This window comes from Shewanella sp. 125m-1 (genome assembly GCF_052977065.1).
The window spans coordinates 1-22085 of record NZ_JBRILT010000053.1 but is presented as its reverse complement, the minus strand read 5'-3'; the positions used below and the strand labels follow the sequence as shown (position 1 = coordinate 22085).

Genomic DNA, 22085 nt, shown 5'->3' with positions numbered 1-22085 from the left:
TTGATAGTCCTATATTGATAGCACTAAATTGATAGCACTAGATTTATGGTTATAACTTCATAAGCGTTTATTTATAAAAATGAAAAGGCCACTTTCTGCAGCAGAAAGTGGCCTTTTAGCATTAAAACTTATCGCTATTTAGCTAGAAAATGACGATTAGTCTTCGCTAGTTTCAATTAGATTATTAATCGCTTTTGAGATCAGATCTTTCTTCATCTGCGTTTTAGCCACTTTTTGGTTAAACCAAAAGCTCATCGGCTGCTCAAAACCAATACCGTGCATATAGTTGTAAATCGCTTTACGCAGCCCCTCGCCGAGCATTTCATGATCTGTGCCCGTTGGATCTGTAAAGTCGACATCGTTTTCAGCAAATAAAATCTCAGGGCGCTCGCAAAGCGTAATACCAAACTGCTCAGGATTAATACCGATAGGACTATGGATAGTCGCCACAAAACGGTGCCAGTATGCAGACTGAAAACACCCCTGACTCATCATCTGACGTACCATTTCCAGCGAATCAACCGTTTCTTGCTCCGTTTGAGTCGGAAAACCGTACATCAAATAAGCGTGAACCAATATGCCGGCATCACTAAAGGCTTTGGTGACTTGGGCAACGCGCTCAACGCTCACGCCTTTTTTCATCAGTTTCAACAGACGATCTGACGCCACCTCAAGGCCACCACTCACTGCGATACAGCCAGAATCAGCGAGTAACTGGCAACGCGATTGGCTAAAGGTTCTCTCAAAACGAATGTTGCCCCACCAGCTGATCACGACATTGCGCTCAATTAAACGCTTAGCGAGTGTAAACAAAAGCTTTGGCGGTAGCGCTTCATCGACAAAGTGGAAACCTGTTTCACCAGTTTCTTCAATCAATTGCTCTATTCTATCCACCAATACATCGGCGCTAGCGGCATCAAAACGGTCGATATAATCTAAGCTGACATCACAAAAGCTACATTTACGCCAGTAACAGCCGTGGGCGATGGTAAGTTTATTCCAGCGTCCGTCGCTCCAAATGCGGTGCATTGGGTTAAGCATTTCACACAAAGATAGATATTCACCTAATGGCAGGCCGTCATACACAGGTGCACCCACATCGGTTTGCGGGATATCGTGCAGCTCAGTGTTTTCGTTAAAGTGTACGTAAGGCTCGCCATTTTCATCCTCAGCAAGGAAATAGGTACGCACCAAATCATCAATCTCACGCTGTCCTTGGAAATATTCAAGCAAGGTAATAAATGGACGCTCGCCATCATCAAGGCAGATAAAATCAACAAACTCAAACACACGGGGATCTTTAAGCGCACGTAGCTCAGTGTTAATAAAACCGCCGCCCATTACAATAGGAAGCTCTGGATTGATGGCTTTACAGGTTTGTGCAATACGCAGCGCGCCCAACATATTGCCAGGGAAAGGCACGGTTAATGCGACCACACTAGGCTGGGTTTCTTCTAAATATTGCTCGACTAACTGTTCTAGAATTTCTGAGCTAAAACTTGGCTCGTCCATCAGGGTATCGTAAAGGTTATCAAAGCTTGGGTTGGCCGCAGCAAGCTTCTCGCCATAACGGCTGACTTCAAAGTAAGGATCAACCCCTTGAGTGATAACGTTCGATAAGTCGTTAATAAACAGCGTGGCTAAATATTTGGCTTTATCTTGTACACCAAGATTACCAAAAGCCGCTTGCAACACATCGCCAGATACCGCTTCCATCTGCGCAATAGTGTCAAACGCAGGGCCTTCAGGTAAAAAGCGGCGCGAGTTAATACGCAGTGCAAGACTGGGATCTTTGCCTTGTAAAAAGCGAATAGCAGGTTCAACGGCAAGGTGATAGCGGTCATACTCGGCCAGAAAATTGAAAATAACATCAGGCAGCTCATCATCTTCAAAATGCTCGTAGTTTTCTTCCACATGCTGACGAATAACCTCCAGCGCAGGCGCTGTCATCATCTCTAGGAAAAGCTCAATAGCAGGATCTCGCTGCACCGCCTCATAACCTCGAGAGCGTAAAAAACCCGTTAAATACGCTGTTGCCGGATAAGGCGTATTGAGCTGGGTCATAGGTGGAGTCATTAGAAGAACGGTCATAGCCTGCCTTTAAATAGTAAAACTTGAATACTCTGTTAGAAACTGAACGGTTTGATACAACAGTCCATTGGAAAACGTACCGGTGACGACGGGACAGTGATAAGTCCGTAAAGTTGGCCTATGAAAGCCATCAGTGAAAACGGTCACTAAGCTTCCGTTACACCCGCCACTAAATAGCTTCAGTAAATGCCATCAGTTTATAAAGAGTGTGGCAGCAAAAAGCGCAGCCAAAAAAATAATGAGGGATTCTAGCAAATGTACTAAATAAAAACCCGAAAATTAGCAGATGATAGCTTGATTTAGCAGCTGCACTTTAGGCATTGCCTAAAAAGTGCTTACCTTTGAGTAAAAAGCTCAACGACGCGGCAGCAGGGATAATCGAATGATGTGCTCAGATGGTCACAGATGGTCACAGATGGTCACAGATGAACCTTACCTCATAATGACACTCCCAACTCCCTATGGGTCAGACCTGAAGAAACGAGCTTATGTGCAGACATTACAGAGGCTCGCTGCAAACGTCAAAACACTGAAAAATACTCGCTTTACATCAATAGGTTACATTGATATGTTGAGTGCAAATCAATCAGCGGTTAATATTTATCCGAGACGCAGGATAATAAGCTGTTCGATGTTTTCAAGGAGGATTCATCATGTTATTCGAGAAGTTAATCACAACGAGAATTAACTGTGACACCCATGATTATTAGCTGGATTTTCAACCGCCCGGTAATAAATTATCACTTGTCGTCTGTTCCCTTACAGATATCATTCTTTATCAGCTGAGTACTTTACCGCTATGAGCAAAATTAAAAACATCACTTGCATTTTTTTGGTATGTATAGTTTCTACATTTTTATCGATTTTATTAATAGAGAGCGTAGGTGTTGATGCGACTCAAGCAAATATATTTTCTTGGGGTAAATTTTCATTTCCAGTATTCATTTTACTTATGGTTTGTATTGACTCAGCTCAAGCATCAATCTTAAAGCTTATCAATTTGACGACTAATTCATCTACATTCTCCAAGACTAGCGGTAACCGTTAACTTATTTGCTGCACTTCAGGTGATAAATAGCGACTTTAGATTGTTTCCTCGTAAGACATTGACACTGGGGGCCTAAACGATAAAACAGTTCGACTAAGCTCAATCCTTAGCAACATCGATACCTTACTTAACTACTGAATCAATAGCACAAAGTGATATAAATCACACTCTTTGCGCTCAGCTAATGAGAAAATAGCGCCTTTCATAGCCTAATCCGTTCTAGCCAAATTCATATGCAATCCACAACCTCACAAAACGCTGCCTCTACATTTAAAGGCAACGCACTTGCTGCTTTCTCGTTTCTATTATGGGGCTTGATGCCGCTCTATTATCATTTTTTGCCAAATGCCAATATTAATGAATTATTGGCGTTTAGGATCTTGTTCTCAGTCCCTTTTATGATAGTGGTATTCCTACTTATGGGTCGCAAGATGCCTTCTATTTCACAGCTTAAAGCCGACAAAAAGTCTGTGCTGCTGTGTGGGTTGGCATCACTGATTATGTGCGTCTCTTGGTACAGTTTTACCTGGGCTATCACCCATGGACAAGTGCTTGCAGCCAGCTTAGGTTTTTTTATTAACCCACTTTTTGCTATCGGCTTGGGTGTACTGTTTCTTGGAGATAAATTAACTGCAGCACAAAAAATGGCGGTATTTTTGGGGTTCTGCGGTATCAGCTATATGGTCTATAGCTATGGAGAACTTCCATGGCTTGCACTCAGTATGGGCAGTTTCTTTGCACTCTACGGCTTGTGCAAAAAATTTATTCGCTTTGACTCACTGACCTCTGTCACTGTTGAAGCCGCTCTATTAATGCCATTTGCCGCGATCTATTTAGTCTGGTTGTGGAGTTCAGATCAAAGTGTGGCAATATCTTCTGCGTTATCAGGACAGACATCGGTATTGCTGCTGTATATTGGCTCAGCTCCTGTGACGTTAATGCCTCTAGTCTTCTTTGCGCTGGCCATCAGGGCGACAAGCTTGTCAATGATAGGGCTAATGCAATATATCGAACCTAGCTTACAATTCCTTATTGCTGTTATTTTATTTAATGAAGTTTTTGATCAGGTTAAAGCGGTGAGTTTCGCCTTGATATGGACCGGACTACTGCTATGTTCACTTGAAGCTCTACCTGCGCTAAGACACAAGTATCGAGCCAGCAAACATCCAAGTTAGTGATACACGTTAGGCTGAACCGTAGCGATTAGCACTACGGTTCAGCCACCAGCTTGTACCATCTTAATCACAGGAACGATGGGCTAAAGCCCAAGCTACACAAAGCAGCATTATCCGTCTTAGCCCTAACCGTTTCAACTTTTCCTCGAACCTAGGTCCTAGAACCTAAGACCTGCTCTTCCTTCTTTTAAATCATATCTTTCTCTGTACGCTTTGCTCCCAAAACTGCTTCGACAAATTATGGGTCTTGGTCGATAGCCTCGACACCTGCTCGCCTCGCTCTGTAGCATCCATTGTTTGCTCCAAGCTCTCTAACGACAGCTCACTTATCACCTGTATCGAGTGGCTAATATCATTGGCTACGGTTGTTTGCTGCGTCATTGCACAGGCATTTTCGTCACTCATTAGATTCATCTTAATGATAGACTCACGCAACGTTTCAAAAGACTCATCGACTTGCTTGGCAAGCTCCACTGACTGCTCAGCCTTACGTTGCCCTGCAGCCATTGTTATACCCGCCCTTTCAGTGCTATCTCTAAACTTACTCACAATCGCTTCGATATGCGATGTCGACTCGCTAGTTCGGCTTGAAAGTTGACGCACTTCATCGGCAACAACGGCAAAGCCTCGTCCCGACTCCCCTGCTCTTGCGGCCTCAATGGCTGCATTTAATGCCAGCAGGTTTGTTTGCTCGGCAATGCCACGAATAACATCCAATACCTTATTAATATCTTGGCTATCTTGTTCGATAGATGCGACAACGGAGGCAAAATTGCCCACCTCATCTTTAAGTTGATTGATAGAGTCGATAACGCGCACGAGTAACTCATGGCCTTTTTCAGCCGACTGGTTACTCATCGACATTTCACGAGCCGCATTATGAATGTTTTGGCTCACCTCATTAAAGCTAGCGCTCATCTCTTCCATTGCGGTTGCTGCTTGGCTCGTTTGTTGGCTCTGGCTATCTGCACGCTGGCGAGTATTGGCGATAGTGTCGTTTAAGCTGCCGCTAAGAGACTCTATTGAACCCGCAGAATCGGCCATACGTCCAACCACACCACCGGTTTCGGTGAGTAAAAATTGCAGGGCAAAACTCACCTTACCTATTTCATCTTGTCGCCCAGTAAACACCCCTGTTGCTAATGGGTCGTCTACCGTTTTGGTTGCCTGTGCCACCAAGTGGTTAAAGGGTTTTAAGATCAGCTTAAGTCCAACAACTGCAGCCGAGCCCACCACAAGAGCCGCCATTATTGGTGAATAGCTAGCAAGTAGCACTGCACACAAAACAGACAACATTAACCATGCGTATAGTTTTGCGCCAAAACCTAACAGCGGTTTACGTAATGCTTGAGGTGTTTTTCCCGCTTGAATCCCCTGATAGATCCCTTGGGCACGGCTTATTTGCTCTGGCGTGGCTTTACGGCGCACCGATTGGTACTCGTGAATTTTGCCATTTTCATAGACGGGGGCGATATATGCATTCACCCAGTAATGGTCACCGTTTTTGGTGCGATTTTTAACAATACCGACCCATGGCTTACCTTGTTTAATTCGCTCCCAAAGTGATTTAAATGCTGCCTCTGGCATATCAGGATGGCGAACGACATTATGGGGCTGGCGTTGCAACTCATCGAAACTGTAGCCACTGACCTTGATAAAGCCTTCATTCGCGTATTTTATATTGCCATCGAGATTGGTGGTCGATAGCAAAATGCAGTTATCGGTGAGGTTTTTTTCTGTTTGGGTCACAGGTTGGTTATTTCGCATTGTTATCAGTCTTATCGCGTAAAAAAACGTACGCCATTCTTGCAAATATTTACAAGGAAAGGATTGATTACTATCACGAAAATACTGTTAGGCTCAATTTACTTTCTGTAAGTAAGTCCATAAGCGGCCTATTACGGGTTAGCCGCTTAGCTAATCAGCCTATTCCAGCTAAGCCCTATATTTGGTATACGAGAGTCAGTTTATCTCAAGTTATTCGATTGCTTTTTTCTCATCAAACTCACATAGCACATAGCACAGCATAAATAAGCCTAATAACGTGTAAAAAATCGCTAAACGCACGATTTGTTACAAACAACACCTATTTTCAATAGATTTACCACATTGAGTCGTGATACTTAAAGGGGTTAACGTCAATGCAATGCAATTGACAAAAAACGATAACAAGCATACTCGGGGATATAAATATGAAGGGATTAACCCTCAAACCAATCGTTTCTGCCGTCGCACTCGCATTAGCACTGAGTGCATGTGGCGCTTCAAATACAAACACTAATACCAGCGCTGAAATACAAGTCGCTCCTAATGTTGTTGCACAGCAAATCATTGACAATAACGCCAGCAACCCATTTTTCAAGCCGTATGATACCTATTTAGGTATTCCTGATTTTGACAAAATTAAACCTGAACATTATTTACCTGCATTTAAGGCGGGGATTGCACAACACCAGGCTGAAATTCAGGCCATTATTGATAACCCTGAAGCGCCAACCTTTGCTAACACGATTGAAGCAATGGAGTTCTCTGGTAACTTAACCACTAAAGTGGCTAGCGTGTTTTACAACCTAACGGGCGCAGACACTAACGAGCAACTGCAAGCCATCTCTAAAGACGTTTCGCCAATGCTGTCATCTGCTAGCGACGATATCTTGCTTAATGATGCACTTTTCCAGAAAGTAAAAGCGGTTTATAACCAACGCGACAGCTTGTCTCTTAATGTTGCTCAAGCAAAACTGTTAGAAGACACATACAAGTCATTTACCCGTGGCGGCGCTAACTTGAGCGAAGCGGATAAGACTCAGCTTCGGGCGCTTAACGAACAGATTGGCAAACTTAGCCTAGAGTTTGGCGATAACCTACTTGCTGAAACCAACTCATTTGAGTTAGTCATTGATAGCAAAGCTGACTTAGCCGGCCTACCTGATGACGTGATTAATACTGCTGCGCAAACTGCAACTAAACGTGGTCACGAAGGTAAATGGGTATTTACCACGTCACGTCCATCTATTACCCCGTTTCTTACCTATGCCGACAATCGCGATCTGCGTGAAGCCCTCTACAAGGGGTATGTAGAGCGTGGTAATAACAACAATGCTAATGACAACAAGAAAATCTTAGCCGAGATGGCAGCACTTCGCGCCGAACGTGCTCAACTGATGGGATATAAGACCCATGCACACTTTGTGCTTGAAGAGCGCACCGCAAAGACACCTGAAAATGTGTATGAGCTACTTAACAAAGTATGGCCTGCGGCATTGTCACAAGCAGAAGCTGAAGTGGCTGACATGCAAGCGCTTATCAACGACGAAGGCGGTGACTTTAAGCTAGCGGCCTGGGACTGGTGGTATTATTCAGATAAGATCCGCGTGGCTAAATATAGCTTTAATGAGCAACAAACCCGTCCTTACTTCTCATTAGAAAATACCCTTAAAGGTGTGTTCTATACCGCTAACCGCTTATTCGGGATCACGGTAAAAGAGCGTACCGATCTACCTAAGTACAATGATGAAGTACGCACTTGGGAAGTGTTTGATAAAAATGGCGAGCTATTGGCTATCTTTATGGGCGACTATTTTGTTCGCGATAGCAAACGTGGCGGCGCTTGGATGAACTCTTATCGTCAACAGTACAACATGGATGGCACTGACTCTACGCCAATCATCGTCAACGTGCTTAACTACCCTCGCCCAGCGGGTGATGAGCCCGCCTTGCTAACATTCGATGAAGCTAGCACGCTATTTCATGAATTTGGTCATGCGCTGCACGGTATGCTCTCAAACGTTGAGTATCGTTCACAAGCAGGTACATCAGTGCCACGTGACTATGTTGAGTTCCCATCACAGGTGATGGAAAACTGGATGACGCAACCTGAAGTGCTTGCGCAATTTGCAACACACTACAAAACAGGCGAAGTGATCCCGCAAGAGCTCGTAAAGAAAATTCAAGCCGCAAGCAAGTTCAACCAAGGCTTTGCCACCGTTGAATATATGGCTGCGACTAAGCTTGACTTAGATTGGCACACAGTGACTGACTTCACGCCAAAAGATGCGGCTAAGTTTGAAGCAGAGTCGCTAAACAATATGGGACTTATCACTGAAATAGCACCACGCTATCGCAGTACTTATTTCTCACACATCTTCTCTGGCGGCTACTCTGCTGGCTACTATAGCTATATCTGGTCTGATATTTTAGGCGCCGATGCGTTTGAGGCCTTTAAAGAGAATGGTATTTTCGATAAAGCCACTGCCGATGCATTTAGAAATAACATTCTTTCTCAAGGTGGCAGCGAGGATCCGATGCAACTGTACAAGCAGTTCCGTGGTAAAGAAGCGGGCATTGACCCACTGCTACGCAGCCGTGGTTTTTTAGCTAAGTAACGCGTTAATGCTCAATAAAAAGACACGTATTTAGCGTGTCTTTTTTTGTGCCATAAAAATGTCGTTCGCCATTATTTACGCCAGCTACAACATCTAAGAATACTCGGAAAAATAGACATTTACACCACCCTTAAACCAACTAACCAGTAGAACATAGCGCAACAAATTGATACAAGCGAAATCCAGTCAAGATCACAAATCTCTCATCAATTATCTTTATACTCTGACCCCGCTAATAGTGAGTTATGCCAAAAATAAACCTATTAGTTTTTTGGGAAGGAGCACTCCTTCTCGGGGTCTAAACAAATATAAGAGTTATGGATATGTTAAATAAGAAAGTGCTAGCCGTTGTTATCGCTTCATCACTGGGACTCACTGGCTGTGATTGGCTCGATAATGATGATGACAATAATAAAGACAATACCATCAGCGTTCGCCTGATGGAGACGACTGACATCCACACCAACGTGATGCCGTACAATTACTTTGTCAGCGAAGAAGTCAACGAAACTAAGTTACCTGAATGGGGCTTAGCACGTACATCTTTGGTTATCGAAGCAACGCGTGATGAAGTTCAAAACAGCATGCTGTTTGATAATGGTGATTTAATCCAAGGTAGCCCAATGGGCGACTATATGGCGTCGCTGGGTACTGAGCACGTTAAAGAAAATACTCACCCTGTTTACAAAGCAATGAATGAATTGCAATACGATGCCGCTAACTTGGGTAACCATGAGTTTAACTACGGCCTAGAGTTCCTTGATGAGTCACTTAAAGGTTCAGACTTCCCTTATGTGAGTGCTAACGTATGGAAAGTTGATAACTCGCTAGAGAAAGTAAGTAATGCTGCACAAGAGTGTGAAGTTCGCATTACTGAAGAGTTCTACGACCAAGCTGAGCATAAGTATGAGCCATATGTGATCTTAGATCGTGAATTTAAGAGCAGTAACGGCGAGTCTTACTTAATTAAAGTGGGTGTAATTGGCTTTACCCCGCCAAACATTATGGGCTGGGATGCATCATTACTAAAATGTAATGTGATGGTGTCTGACATCAAGAAAACTGCTGAACATTATGTGCCTAAGATGAAAACTGAAGGCGCAGACATTATTGTTGCGATTCCTCACTCAGGTCTAAATGACAATGACAATGAGTTTGCTGAAAACGCAACATTACACCTTGCCTATGTCGATGGTATTGATGCAATCATGTTTGGCCACGATCACCGTGAATTCCCAAATACCACGGGTGAATACGGCGAAATCGAAGGTGTCGATGCTAAGCTTGGTCTAATTAATGGTGTTCCAGCTGTTATGCCTGGTTTCTGGGGCGCTAAGTTAGGTGTTATCGACTTAACCCTAACAACTAAAGATAACGGCGAAAGCTGGAGCGTTGACCATACTCAGTCAACTTCAGAGCTTCGTTCACTAGTACCAAACAGCTCTGACCCAATCATCGAAGACTTAGTGGCTAAAGAGCACCAAGGCACAATTGATTACATGTCTACATCTATTGCTTCAATCGATGTGAACATGAACAGTTTCTTCCCGCAAGTGGTACCTGATTTATCTATTCAGGTTGTTAACGAAGCGCAACTGCACCAGTTAATGAAGTGGAAAGCAGAAGGTGAGTTTAAAGATGCTGCTGACGACGCTATCTTCTTGTCAGTTTCTGCACCATTTAAGTCTGGTCGTAACGGTCCACAAGACTTTACCAACATCCAAGAAGGCGAGCTAACTAACGCATCTGTTGCTGATATCTATGTATTTGATAACAATACACCAGCTGTATTGAAGATGACGGGTTCTGATATGAAGAACTGGATTGAGTGGGTTAACTCAAACGCATACAACAGCCTACCTTTAGCAGCTGATGAACGCTTCCTAAATGAATCATTCCCAGGCTATAACTTTGACGTATTCTTTGGTGGTTTCAGCCAAGCTGGTGAAGGCCTACTGAAGTACACTGTAAACGTAGAAAACGAATCAAAGTACATCAAGATTAATGGCTTTGAGTATGAGACTACCACTAGTGAGCAGATTGACAGCCTAACTTATAACGGCGTTGAAATTGCTGATGATGCAGAAATCTATGTCATTACTAACAACTACCGCGCGTCTAACGTGAAAATGCCAGGTGTTGATAAAGCCGTTCTAGTTAAAGAAGAAGCGGCATTTAATAACCGTGAGTTAGTGCAATACTATCTAGAAGACTCGCTAGCAAACAACCAAGGTGATGCATCATTGGCATTCCCGAATGCTGAAGTGTTTAAGCTTGTAGCACCAGAAGCACAAGCAAAAGGTGGCGTTTGGTTTGCATCTGCAACACTAGATGAAGCGTTCCGCTGTGTAGACAACGGCATCACTGGTCTTTCTACAGAAAAAGAACAAGAAACTAAAGCGGGTACTGAAGGCTTTACTAAGTTCCACTTTAACTTTGACTACAGCGGTGAGTTCAACTGCGCGGCTAAAGCCAAGTAGTTAACACAAAGTAGCTAACGCAAAGTGAATAAGGCGCCTTTAAAGTAAGTTAAAACTTAAATAAAAGCTCTAATAAACTAAAAACCCTACTTAGCGATAAGTAGGGTTTTTTATACTCAATAACTGGGCGCTTCTTTTAGACTGAAACAAATGCTTAAGCTTTTAACTTAAGCCAGCCACTAGTTTGCGGGAAAAAACAATTGGTAGACCCAGCGTGCACCATAAAACCCTGCAGGAATGCCTGCGACAATTGCAACCATTAACGCAAAAAACTTCAGTCTCTTATGATTCAAGTCAGATAAAAGCGCTTCAATATCAGAATCATGCATCGATTCTTGAGACCTTACCTTATTAGGCTCCATGTCTATTCGACTCCTTGTCCTATTCATCACTTATTATGTAACAGTGTAAACCATATTAAGTTAACTGCAGATATAGATTTTAGTATAAGAATGTTTCTAAACATTCCATACGGAGTCAAACATCCATTGGTGTGTCTGGTCTAAAAAAGATAATGCAACGGCTAAAATAAGTGCGAATGCAAAGTTGGGCAGCCAAGCTAATGCGTCAGTTCATACGTTTGCTAATACTTTAACGAACGACTGCGAATACGTTTACTAATACTTCAACGAACGACTGCTAACACGCAATAAGCACGCTTTATTTAGCGGGCGCAACGTGAAACCGGCACTGTTTATTGACTTTGTTCAAGCTTATACCCTCTGCTTGCAAGAGCTTTTGGGTCAATGTCTGTATTCGTGCAGTCTCACCGCTGCGGATCGCCCTATCCAATAAGCTTTGTGACTCAAATATAAAGCTTATCATCAAGCTGTCTGGCATTTTTGCAAAATTAACTTGGTGAGTCACCCACATAAACCCTGCAACTTGCTCCTTAGCGGCCTCACAAACCTGAGTCAGGATAATGCGAATAGTGTTATCAATTTTTTTATCGGTTTTTCTCAACGCAGTCTCCTTTCCCGCTTTAACGATTACTGACCTTGATTAATCGCTATCAGTTTCTTAATAAAGGCTTTTAGAGCGTCTTTAGAGCCGAAGCTAAAGGCTAACCCGTAGTGAATACCATTCACGCTCTTTTGCACTCGTTTAGGGAATCGCGTCATCTCAGAGTAATGACAATATTGGTCTTTGACATTCACGCCTTCAATCGCGCTAAAGTCAGCTTTAAACACTTCATAAGCGGGACGGATCACCAGTTGTGCTTGCTTGCCATCCACATACAGATAAAACGGTTCTTTCAACTTAGGAAGCATGTACTCGGTAACTTTCTTGATTGAAAAATTAGTTCTGCACTCAAGTTCACTCAAGAGTGAAACGATCTCATTTTGTTCTATAGCCAAAATAATGCCTGTTAACCTCAAAATTGTGCTTAGATATTAACGCTTTTTATCTACAACGCCTAAGGGTTATTGCGGGGGATATTGTGTGTTAACAGCATGATTTATTGAGTAGAGCGCTTTCTTAAGCAAATCATTGAATTTAATTAATAGACGCGGTAAAACAGTAAGCCTAATTCGATAACAAAGCATCAACAGTGAGCTCATTACCTTACTCTCAATCTTGTGAAAACAATAAAACAGCTATAGGTGCAGTGTTAGAGCATAGCTTTAGCCAAGCCAGTCAAGTACTCGAAATTGGTAGTGGCACGGGGCAGCATGCAGTCTACTTTGCCAAGCTCTTGCCCCATGTCACCTGGCAAACCAGCGATCAACTCTGTTATCACGCGGGGATCAATGCCTGGTTAACCCAAGAGCCAAGCGACAATTTACACGCTCCCTTGGTACTTGATGTCACACAAGATTGGCCAATAGATACACTCGAAAATGGCCAGATTGATGCGGTGTTTACCGCTAATACCTTGCATATTATGTCTAAGTCTATGGTCGAAGATTTATTTGACGGACTAGGGAAGCATTTGGCGCTTAACGGACAATTTTGCGTTTATGGCCCGTTTAACTATCACAGACAATACAGCAGCGACAGTAATCGCAACTTCGATCAGTGGTTGTTTGAGCAAAACCCACAAAGCGCAATTCGAGATATTGAGTGGATTATTGAACTCGCAGCAAAACAGGGGCTAGTGTTAATCACTGATTACCCCATGCCTGCTAATAACCGTCTGCTGCATTTTGAAAAGCAAAGCTAACGCGTTAATAAGCTTTAAGCCACCAGCTTTGTCGCTAATATCTGGCGAAGTTCGCACAAAGAGCCCACTTGATAATGCGGGTTAATACCGTCAGGCTTCTCTGCTCCATTACTATTAAGCCAACAGGTATGAAGACCCGCATTAATGCCGCCTAAGATATCTGAATGCGGGTTATCACCCACCATCAGTACAGAGTCCTTATCGGGATTGCCCATCAACTGCAATGCATGATTAAAGATCCCCACATCCGGTTTAGCTACGCCAACCTCTTCAGAGATCACCAAAGGCGAAAAACGATCAGCTAAGCCCACTTTTTCTAAACGTATGGTTTGTAATTGGGTAAATCCATTGGTAATAATCCCCATATTGACGCGCCCCGTTAGCGAGTCAATTAACGCTTGAGCACCTGGTAGCAGCTGACAAATTTCAGCCATTGCAGCAAGAAAATCATTATTGAGTCTTTGTGTTGAAACGGTGAGCTTGTCTGCCCATGATTCAAAACGAATATTCTGCAACTCTTGAGCGGTTAACTTACCGTCTTGATAGTCAACCCAAAGCGGTTGATTTACCGTTTGATACTGAAGGAAGTCTTGACGGGTAAAATCCACATCAAAACGGGAGAACATTAATTGTAAGCCTTGAAAAGCATCAAAGTGAAACAAGGTCTCGTCTGCGTCAAAAAGTACCCATTTATACTGCATGTTTATCCTATTAAATGAATACAGCCATCGCTGCTAAATACTGTTGTGAATACTGCAATCAATTGTGAATATTGCAATCAATTGAAAAGTGCAGTCGGTAAAGTGCGGCAAGATTAGCGCAGTAGAGGTGCTGTTGTCTAATCGCAGTCACTATCGCAATCACAATCTCAGTTACTATCTCAATCTCTATCGCAAGCCCAATAAAAGGTGATCGACTTAGCGTATTTTTTGACAAACTAATGTACGGCGAAGGGATGAGGATTGGTTATACCAATCAGTATAAAGATTTGGTCGCTCAGCGAGAGTTTAGCGGCACTGAGACAAGGCAACGAGTGAAGAGCATAGTAATTCTACGTTTAAGCTCCCTCTTGTTCCATAAGATTCACAGTATCAGAGCCGCTAAAACTCGCCATTCTGGAGCGTTTTTGGCTGCCTACTTCTGCGTTGAACAACTTCACAAGGGAGCAACCATTCTTTCAGTTATTCGCCTTGAATTAGTTTGCCAAAAAACGTTCTGAGTAGATCAACTTATTATACTGATTGGTATTATTGTGAGGTTATTCAATCTAGACCTTGATGGCTGGAAACACTCCTTCCCGCTATGGCAGTCAGGAGTGCTCCGTTAAAGCCATTTTACGCGTTAAAAAGCACTGTCATCAAAGGCAATAATACCTTCACTTGCCGCTTGAATCTGCTTACGTAAGCTCCGAGTCTGCACTGCCCAGTAGTTCATATAAAATTGCGCTGTGCTCAACTTATCTTGATAAAATATACTTTCATCAGTACCACTGGCTAAAGCTTGCAACGCCTTCTCGGCTGTTCGAGTCCACATCCATGCTAACGCTGTTATACCCAATATTTGCATATAAGCCATAGACGCCGCGCCAATTATATCGGGATTTTTTGGCGCATTCGCGGCTATGTAGCCCGTGGCTTTTTCAAGATCGCCCGCTGCATCCATCAAGCCGGTAATATAAGGCTTCATCGCATCATTAGACATATTGTGCTGAATAAGGCCTTTAACCTGCTCAGACCATGCCTGCAAGGTGGCGCCTTTATCTGATAGTATTTTTCGCCCGACAAGATCAAGCGCCTGCACACCATTGGTGCCTTCATAGATCATCGCAATACGGCTATCACGCACAAACTGCTCCATGCCCCATTCGTGAATATAACCGTGCCCGCCAAAGACTTGTTGAGCGTCAACACACGCCTTAAAACCTTGGTCAGTAACAAAACCTTTCACTATTGGAGTAAACAATGCCGCTAGCTTTGACGCCGCTTTAGCTTGCTCTGGGTCTTGGTGTCTCTCGGCTTCATCAAGCCAAAGTGCTTGCTGCCCCATCAATGCTCGAGTGCCTTCGTTAAAGGCTTTTTGTGACAATAACATTCGACGTACATCACCATGCACCAAGATAGAGTCTGCTGCCTGTTCTGGCTGGTTAGGGCCACTTAATGCTCGCCCTTGAATACGATCTTTGGCATAAGCTAATGCATTTTGATAAGCGATTTCAGATACGCCCAAACCTTGTACACCGACTCCGAGTCTTGCCTGATTCATCATGGTGAACATAGCGCGAAGCCCTTGGTGCGGCTCGCCGACGAGTTCACCAATAGCGCCATCAAAATTCATCACACAGGTCGAGTTACCATGGATCCCCATTTTATGCTCTAAACTGGCGGCGCAAAGGCTATTGCTCTCACCTAGGCTACCGTCATCATTAATTAGCACTTTTGGCACCACAAACAAGGAGATCCCTTTAACCCCCTCAGGAGCATCGGGAAGCCTGGCTAATACCAGATGTACAATATTGTCGGTTAAATCATGATCGCCAGATGAGATAAATATCTTCTCTCCAGTGATCGAGTAGCTATCATTGCCAACAGGCAACGCTTTAGTTCGCAGCAGTGCTAAGTCAGTACCAGCATGGGATTCTGTTAGATTCATGGTGCCGGTCCATTCACCACTGACTAGTTTTTCTAAATATTTAGCTTTTAACGCCTCACTACCATGAGCATGTATCGCAGCATAAGCCCCATGAGTAAGGCCTGGGTACATAGCAAATGCCATATTGGTAGCCGTTTTCATTTCAGTGGCGAAAACGCCAACCACCTCGGGTAAACCTTGGCCACCATACTCAGGATCACAGGTGAGAGTTGCCCAACCATTATCCATATACTGCTGATAAGCATCGATAAAGCCTTTAGGTGTGACCACTTTACCATCAACTAAGCGGCAACCTTCCACATCCCCACTGCCATTTAATGGAAGCATAATATCGGTGGTAAAGTCTGCGACGCCTTGCAGAACGGCATCAATCAATTCCGGGTCAAATTCATCAAAGCCAGTTAGGTTTTCTTGTTGATAAACATTGAGAAGTTCGCCAAGAACAAACTGATAGTCACGTATTGGCGCTTGATAAATAGGCATAATGTCGTCCCTTTCATCTCTTATTAATAGTTATGAGTAATGGTCAGTGCTCTGACCACCATAACTAAGTTTGCACAAAAACTCAGCAATAATCTGACTTTGTTTGTACAAGAGAACAGCATTACCGTAAATACAGTCAAAAGAAGGCTTATCTCTAAATTGAAAAACGGGTAAGCTGAATCAATTATTCGTGCTAACGCTATGAAAGGACAACTCCCCATGGGTTCGGTCACCACCAAAAAACATGCTAACGGACTAGAATATGTCGACGTCAATACGCCTTTGTGTAAGGCCAGGATTTTTATGCAAGGGGCGCAAATTGATTACTTTGAGCCTGTAGGCAAAAAGCCATTACTTTGGGTGTCTAGCGCCGACGACTATGAACCTGGTAATGGTATTAGGGGCGGTATTCCAGTGTGTTGGCCTTGGTTTGGTATGAGTGATAACCCAGACTTTCCACAGCACGGGTTTGCTCGTACCCGCATCTGGTCTCTGGAGTCAGTTAAGATGCGAAATCAACTCGTTGATTTAAAGTTCACCTTGAAAATTAGCGAGGAGGATAAACAGTTTTGGCCTCACGATACTGACGTAACGATGCTGTTTACCCTAAGCGACACGCTCAGTGTCAGTCTCATCAACACCAACCATAGTGATTATGATGTCAGTCTAACTCAGGCGTTGCACAGCTATTTTCCAATCAGCGATATTCACCAATTAAAAGCGACAGGCTTTAGTGCGTCTAAGTATATTGAATTTGCTAAAGGCCCCTTCCCACAAGAAGGTGATAGCGTTGATTTTACCCGTGAAACTGACCGGGTTTATACAGATTTAAGTGATTGCCAAGAATTACATACACCAGATGGTGTAATTGAAGTGCGCCGCGAAAACAGCAAGAGCGCCGTGCTTTGGAACCCTTGGATAGAGAAGTCTGAGCGTTTATCTCGTTTCAATAGTGATGACTACCTAACGATGGTGTGTCTAGAAGCGGCAAATGTATTAGAAGATAAAGTGATATTGGCGCCTAACGAGAGCCATACATTGACAACCCATATCGCTTGGAAAGCGTAAACGTTTAGCATGAGAAGGTCTAATCACAGATCTTCTCTCTTACTTATACTTCTTAATGAGTCCGTAGCTCTCACTGAGTTAATAAGCCTATTGAGTTCATATTCACCTCAGACTCAGACACTGCACAGTGACCATTACACATGGCCTTTAAAATCTAAAAATGACTAGGTCAGATATAAGTTGTCTGCATAAGTCTCTCCCTTATGTTTTAAGCCGGTTATACAACTAAAAGCGAGTGTTTTTAATTCTCAGTCATCGCCTATTCAGCTCTAGAGTTAAGATGTTAGAATCCTCAGACTATACTGAAAGCGAGCAGGCAAATATCGCCTTTAGCCAACGACAGATGGAACCTTTCAAGTGCAACAGGCAGGACTGAAAAGCTGGCGACATAAAGCCGCACGATATACAGGTATCTTACTCTTAACCATAGTTACGCTTGCTGCTATCCTTGGTGGGGTCGTATTGTGCAATTACGAAAGAGTCACCATAGATTTAGCAAACCAGTTTCTAGCGCCTTATAACACCCAAATAAATCAACTTAGCTTTAAGCCAAAAAGCTTAACTCATTGGCATGTATCGAGCACAGAATTGACGGTTGATAGCACTGATATAAAAATTACCGACCTCAATATCTTATTTGATAAAAAAACCAAACCCTGGGCTTTGAAAGTTAGCGATCTGTTGGCATTATCTGTAGAAGAAATAGATGTAAAACTTGCGCTAAATGCCTTATCAGCCTCAAGACAAACTGATAATGAAGCAGGACCGACAATTGGCCTTAACTTTGACGCCTTTCCCGATATTGAGCTCACACAAACACGCATCGCTTTGCAAGGAGCAAAAGCTAACGCCCCAATCATTGAGCTAAATAATCTGAGCTTAAACAAGCAAGGCGAACTTAAAAGCCAAATTGTGCTAGATAATCAGCCTCTACTTAGCCTGTCAGCCAAGCTAACCACTGAGCAATGGCGTGCGACCTCTAGTATTGACTTAACACTGCTGCAATCATTTAGTCGCCGCTTAGCAGCAACAGAGAAAATGCTTTATGCAAAACAAGCTAAAACACACCATAGCGCGCAACCTACAAGTCTATTATCGCCGTTGTATCGACTGACCCAGTCAATAGACGACAAAAATATCAGCTTTGATGCCACTTTGGACTCAACACTGAAACTGGATTTAACAACCGCAATCTTAACCTCTGAGCACAGTCTGCGCGGCACAAAATTAGTTTTATATAATCTTGCTGATGTCACATTGCAACCTGTCAGTTATAACCTTAGTGCTGAACAACAGAGCCAAGAAAGCTTAGGCACACTTAACTTTGATATAACTGGCCATATTGGCACACCGATTTTAACGGTCATGCCTTTTAAACTGCCACTTAGCCTGGAGCAACATGAGCAGCTATTACATCTGCTCAATGACAAACCGTTCGAACAAGCGCTGAGCAATTTGTATCAAGAGTTAAGCTATAACACCTTAAACAAACATAAAGGTCCAAGTCTGTTACTTAGCGTTGACGAAGGCTTGAGCTATCAGATAGGACAACCATCGCCAGCTGCGCCGCAGCTAAAAATACCTGCACTATCACTATCGATAAAAGACAGCCGCTTAGATGCGAAAATATTCGTTTCGCAGCTCGGCTATCAACTGCTTGGCTCTAACTCGGTATCAACTGCTACTTCTACCGCTGGTGATTACCGACTGAGCGCCGATTGGCAACTTGAGGTTAAACATGACCAAAGCATTACTCTTAACCAATTGTGGCCTAAGCTCAGAGAACTCCCCTACCAGATTAAGATAGGCAAGGCGTCATTGACAATGCAGGGGGAAATGACCGCTGCTAAGTCTAATCAACAGACTAGTTACAGTATTAAGGTCGCAAGTAACGCGGCACAAATCACCAATGGCATAACAATAGTCAGCCCAAAGTTAGCTGTTAACGCTGGATCAGCATTAGACGCTACACCACAAGCTATTTCACAAGCTAAGCCTGCAGTGCTCAGTAGCCATATTGAGCAAACTAAACTCTCAATTAACTCCCCTATCGAATACCGTTATCAGCAGGGAGTCACCCACTTCACCTTTCCAGCGCTTAGCTATCAAGTCACTGGTATTGACGGTGACCTGCAGCTAAGCAATACGCGTGAAGAGCAATATAAGCTTCGACTTGATCATCTTGATTTTGCACTTAAACAACCTATGCCGCTAACATTTACAACGGCTAACGCCAGTAATAACGAAAGTGCTAACTATAAAAATAGTAACGCTAAAAATTTATCGTTTACTCGCGAGCTGCTAACCCAGCAACTACATAATCAAATAAGCTTAACCCTTACACAGCTTAGTCTCGACAAGTCTGGCTATAGCCCTGTCAGTCAGACAAAAAATAACAATGCCAACCAACTTAATCAACGCCGCATCAAGCAAAAATTGGTTCAGCTCGACACCGTTGAATTAAGCCAACAGCTGACACTAAATCAGCAGCGGTTAAGTAGCGATGAAAACTGGCAGATTAATGATCTTTTCTTCACTAGTCAGCATCAGTTTGTGCCGCAATTAAGCAATTTGACTCGCTTTAACTTAAGCGGAGATTGGCAATTTAGTAGTAAATTCGCCCCAATTCTGGCTTTTTTAAGCCAAACAGACAGTTTACCTGACACGCTAGACATCCAAGGTAATACTGAGCTGGTTATGCATTATCAGCTTAAAAAGAACCAGCAGCTGGCGTTCAACATGGTGATTGACCCAAAGGTTAACGATATCAAAGGCAGCCTTTACAACCTGCCCTTCGATGGGGGCAATATGGATACGCAATGCCAGTATCGTTGGCAACAAAATAGCGCGAAAAAGCATGCAAGCTCATTTGCTTGCGACAATATAAAACTGTCGCTGCTGGCCTTTAATCCTGGCGTAATGATCACCGATATCAAAGCTGAAGCCGCAGTCTCTTTCAGTACTGGAACAGATGTTGCCCCCCAGCCAACAAGCACAAACAGCAAGCAAAATTTAGCGCTTGCACAACTACTTTTAGGCGTGAAGCAAGCCTCTGTCAGGCTGACTGCCCAAGGAGATTTACTCGGTGGCCAACTGCTTATCCCACAGTTTCAATTAAACCTTAGAAAACCATCATCAGCCTATTTTGTTTTACAGCATATTGATTTAACTAAGGTATTAGCCATTCACCCTTTAGTCGGTATTTCCGCTGACGGTATTTTTGATGGCGTGCTCCCCGTCAGCATCGAAAAAGGTAAAGCCAGTATCAGCGGAGGAAGACTCGCTGCGCGCCCCCCAGGCGGCTATATCGCTATAGGTAATAATCCCGCCGTTGAGAAGATGCGCCAAAGCCAACCCTACCTAGAGTTTGCTTTCTCAGCACTAGAACACCTTAACTACTCAGAACTCTCAAGTAGTTTCGATATGGACGCTCAAGGCGATGCTAAATTGAAAGTGAATGTAAAAGGACGTAGCCAGGGTATTGAACGACCTATCCACTTCAACTACTCTCAAGAGGAGAACATGATACAGTTGCTCAGAAGTTTACAGATAGGTGACAATTTACAGAACCAGATTGAACGCGCAGTTAAATAATCATAAATATTCAAAGAGTTATAACTGATTAAAAACCTGTATGTAGCGCTATACTGATTAAAACCTCAAATTAGCCCAACCCGTTAAGGAAAAGGATAAGCCAATGAAAACATTGCATAGTCCGAAATTGTTATTAAGCCTAGTGCTCGCGCTATATGCTCTAGTTGGTTGCAGCCCGACGGTTAAGATTGAGCCGCCAGATAAACCCATTGTCATCAATCTCAACGTAAAGATTGAACATGAGATTAAAATCAAGGTCGACAAACAGTTAGATCAACTCTTAACCAACGACGAACTGTTTTAAGCAAAGGAAATAAAGGAGAACGCCATGAAGTCAAAATTACTTGTGCTTGTTACAAGCCTAATACTCAGCTTTAATGCCTTTGCAATCTCACTGCAAGATGCCAAAGCTCAGGGTCTAGTAGGAGAACAAACCAATGGCTATTTAGGTGTGGTCATTGTCTCGGCTGAGGCAAAAGCCGTTACAAGCTCGGTGAACGCAAAACGTAAAGCACACTATGAAAAAATAGCAAAGCAGAACAATATTTCTGTTAATGATGTCGCAAAGCTCGCCGCAGAGAAAGCGATTCAAGCAAGCAAAAAAGGCCATTATATTCAAAACCAATCTGGCAAGTGGATTAAGAAATAAGAGGCTCCGTAAAGCGGCCGTTATACTATAGCGGCCTAACGGTTTAGCAGCTTAGCGTAAACCCTGCTGCAGAGTATAGCCTTGTGTATGCGCTTGCCCTTTTTCTGCATTTTTTGGCTAACGTGCAAAAAATCAATTCCTAATTAAGCAAAATTTCACACCTTTTTAGTCCTCGGCATTTTGCCAAATGGTTTCCCGATGCGCATTTTATGGATTTTATCGGTATGGTAAGCCCCTAGAACAGTAGACACTTCATAGAGTTATACTTAACCAAAAATATGAGGTGTTACATGCGCGGAAAA

At 43.2% G+C, this 22085-nt stretch carries 15 protein-coding genes; 8 read left to right on the top strand and 7 right to left on the bottom strand.

What is annotated here, in order from left to right; all coding sequences use genetic code 11:
• Positions 1-156: 156 nt before the first annotated feature.
• Positions 157-2091 carry a B12-binding domain-containing radical SAM protein gene (locus tag ACVBIK_RS18060; RefSeq protein WP_447170225.1) on the bottom strand — a complete coding sequence of 645 codons (1935 nt, stop codon included), beginning with the start codon at positions 2089-2091 and terminating at the stop codon, positions 157-159.
• A gap of 1281 nt (positions 2092-3372) precedes the next feature.
• On the opposite strand from ACVBIK_RS18060, the gene rarD reads away from it, so the two are divergent.
• On the top strand, positions 3373-4314 hold the full coding sequence (gene rarD, locus ACVBIK_RS18055) for an EamA family transporter RarD (RefSeq protein ID WP_447162864.1): 942 nt from the start codon (positions 3373-3375) through the stop codon (positions 4312-4314).
• 192 nt (positions 4315-4506) lie between these two features.
• Here rarD and ACVBIK_RS18050 read toward each other — a convergent pair whose 3' ends face one another.
• Positions 4507-6081, bottom strand: coding sequence for a methyl-accepting chemotaxis protein (locus tag ACVBIK_RS18050; protein WP_447170224.1), 1575 nt, complete (start codon positions 6079-6081; stop codon positions 4507-4509).
• A gap of 425 nt (positions 6082-6506) precedes the next feature.
• Here ACVBIK_RS18050 and ACVBIK_RS18045 point away from each other — a divergent pair, with 425 nt between their 5' ends.
• Both ACVBIK_RS18045 and ACVBIK_RS18040 read left to right on the top strand, forming a co-directional pair.
• On the top strand, positions 6507-8696 hold the full coding sequence (locus ACVBIK_RS18045) for a M3 family metallopeptidase (protein WP_447162013.1): 2190 nt from the start codon (positions 6507-6509) through the stop codon (positions 8694-8696).
• Between the two features lie 323 nt (positions 8697-9019).
• Positions 9020-11176, top strand: coding sequence for a bifunctional 2',3'-cyclic-nucleotide 2'-phosphodiesterase/3'-nucleotidase (locus ACVBIK_RS18040; protein WP_447170223.1), 2157 nt, complete (start codon positions 9020-9022; stop codon positions 11174-11176).
• A gap of 179 nt (positions 11177-11355) precedes the next feature.
• On the opposite strand, the gene ACVBIK_RS18035 is transcribed toward ACVBIK_RS18040, so the two are convergent.
• The 3 genes from ACVBIK_RS18035 to ACVBIK_RS18025 form a co-directional block, all read right to left on the bottom strand.
• Positions 11356-11538 carry a hypothetical protein gene (locus ACVBIK_RS18035; protein WP_447162011.1) on the bottom strand — a complete coding sequence of 61 codons (183 nt, stop codon included), beginning with the start codon at positions 11536-11538 and terminating at the stop codon, positions 11356-11358.
• Between the two features lie 298 nt (positions 11539-11836).
• Positions 11837-12139 (bottom strand): Fis family transcriptional regulator, encoded by a 303-nt coding sequence (locus tag ACVBIK_RS18030; RefSeq protein WP_447162869.1) that lies wholly within the window; start codon positions 12137-12139, stop codon positions 11837-11839.
• 26 nt (positions 12140-12165) lie between these two features.
• Complete coding sequence (locus ACVBIK_RS18025) at positions 12166-12534, bottom strand: hypothetical protein (protein ID WP_447162009.1); 369 nt, start codon at positions 12532-12534, stop codon at positions 12166-12168.
• A gap of 194 nt (positions 12535-12728) precedes the next feature.
• On the opposite strand from ACVBIK_RS18025, the gene ACVBIK_RS18020 reads away from it, so the two are divergent.
• Positions 12729-13340, top strand: a complete 612-nt coding sequence (locus ACVBIK_RS18020) for a DUF938 domain-containing protein (RefSeq protein ID WP_447170222.1) — start codon at positions 12729-12731, stop codon at positions 13338-13340.
• A gap of 14 nt (positions 13341-13354) precedes the next feature.
• On the opposite strand, the gene yjjG is transcribed toward ACVBIK_RS18020, so the two are convergent.
• Positions 13355-14041 (bottom strand): pyrimidine 5'-nucleotidase, encoded by a 687-nt coding sequence (yjjG, locus tag ACVBIK_RS18015; protein WP_447162007.1) that lies wholly within the window; start codon positions 14039-14041, stop codon positions 13355-13357.
• 640 nt (positions 14042-14681) lie between these two features.
• Positions 14682-16472, bottom strand: coding sequence for an acyl-CoA dehydrogenase C-terminal domain-containing protein (locus ACVBIK_RS18010; RefSeq protein WP_447170221.1), 1791 nt, complete (start codon positions 16470-16472; stop codon positions 14682-14684).
• A 219-nt stretch (positions 16473-16691) separates the two neighbouring features.
• Between ACVBIK_RS18010 and ACVBIK_RS18005 the strand changes: the two genes are divergently transcribed.
• From ACVBIK_RS18005 to ACVBIK_RS17990, 4 genes are all read left to right on the top strand, one after another.
• Positions 16692-17540: a D-hexose-6-phosphate mutarotase gene (locus ACVBIK_RS18005; RefSeq protein WP_447162005.1), complete on the top strand. Its 849-nt coding sequence runs from the start codon at positions 16692-16694 to the stop codon at positions 17538-17540.
• Between the two features lie 357 nt (positions 17541-17897).
• On the top strand, positions 17898-21134 hold the full coding sequence (locus tag ACVBIK_RS18000; protein WP_447170220.1) for a YdbH domain-containing protein: 3237 nt from the start codon (positions 17898-17900) through the stop codon (positions 21132-21134).
• 103 nt (positions 21135-21237) lie between these two features.
• A complete protein-coding gene (locus ACVBIK_RS17995; protein WP_447162003.1) occupies positions 21238-21438 on the top strand; it encodes a YnbE family lipoprotein in 201 nt (66 codons plus the stop codon).
• 24 nt (positions 21439-21462) lie between these two features.
• Positions 21463-21783 (top strand): YdbL family protein, encoded by a 321-nt coding sequence (locus ACVBIK_RS17990; protein WP_447162002.1) that lies wholly within the window; start codon positions 21463-21465, stop codon positions 21781-21783.
• Positions 21784-22085 lie beyond the last annotated feature (302 nt).

Coding starts and splice junctions, on each gene's coding strand:
- ACVBIK_RS18005 (WP_447162005.1), top strand. CDS start 16,692: ATGGGTTCGGTCACCACCAAAAAACATGCTAACGGACTAGAATATGTC.
- ACVBIK_RS18060 (WP_447170225.1), bottom strand. CDS start 2,091: ATGACCGTTCTTCTAATGACTCCACCTATGACCCAGCTCAATACGCCT.
- ACVBIK_RS18045 (WP_447162013.1), top strand. CDS start 6,507: ATGAAGGGATTAACCCTCAAACCAATCGTTTCTGCCGTCGCACTCGCA.
- rarD (WP_447162864.1), top strand. CDS start 3,373: ATGCAATCCACAACCTCACAAAACGCTGCCTCTACATTTAAAGGCAAC.
- ACVBIK_RS18035 (WP_447162011.1), bottom strand. CDS start 11,538: ATGGAGCCTAATAAGGTAAGGTCTCAAGAATCGATGCATGATTCTGAT.
- ACVBIK_RS18040 (WP_447170223.1), top strand. CDS start 9,020: ATGTTAAATAAGAAAGTGCTAGCCGTTGTTATCGCTTCATCACTGGGA.
- yjjG (WP_447162007.1), bottom strand. CDS start 14,041: ATGCAGTATAAATGGGTACTTTTTGACGCAGACGAGACCTTGTTTCAC.
- ACVBIK_RS18010 (WP_447170221.1), bottom strand. CDS start 16,472: ATGCCTATTTATCAAGCGCCAATACGTGACTATCAGTTTGTTCTTGGC.
- ACVBIK_RS17990 (WP_447162002.1), top strand. CDS start 21,463: ATGAAGTCAAAATTACTTGTGCTTGTTACAAGCCTAATACTCAGCTTT.
- ACVBIK_RS18050 (WP_447170224.1), bottom strand. CDS start 6,081: ATGCGAAATAACCAACCTGTGACCCAAACAGAAAAAAACCTCACCGAT.
- ACVBIK_RS17995 (WP_447162003.1), top strand. CDS start 21,238: ATGAAAACATTGCATAGTCCGAAATTGTTATTAAGCCTAGTGCTCGCG.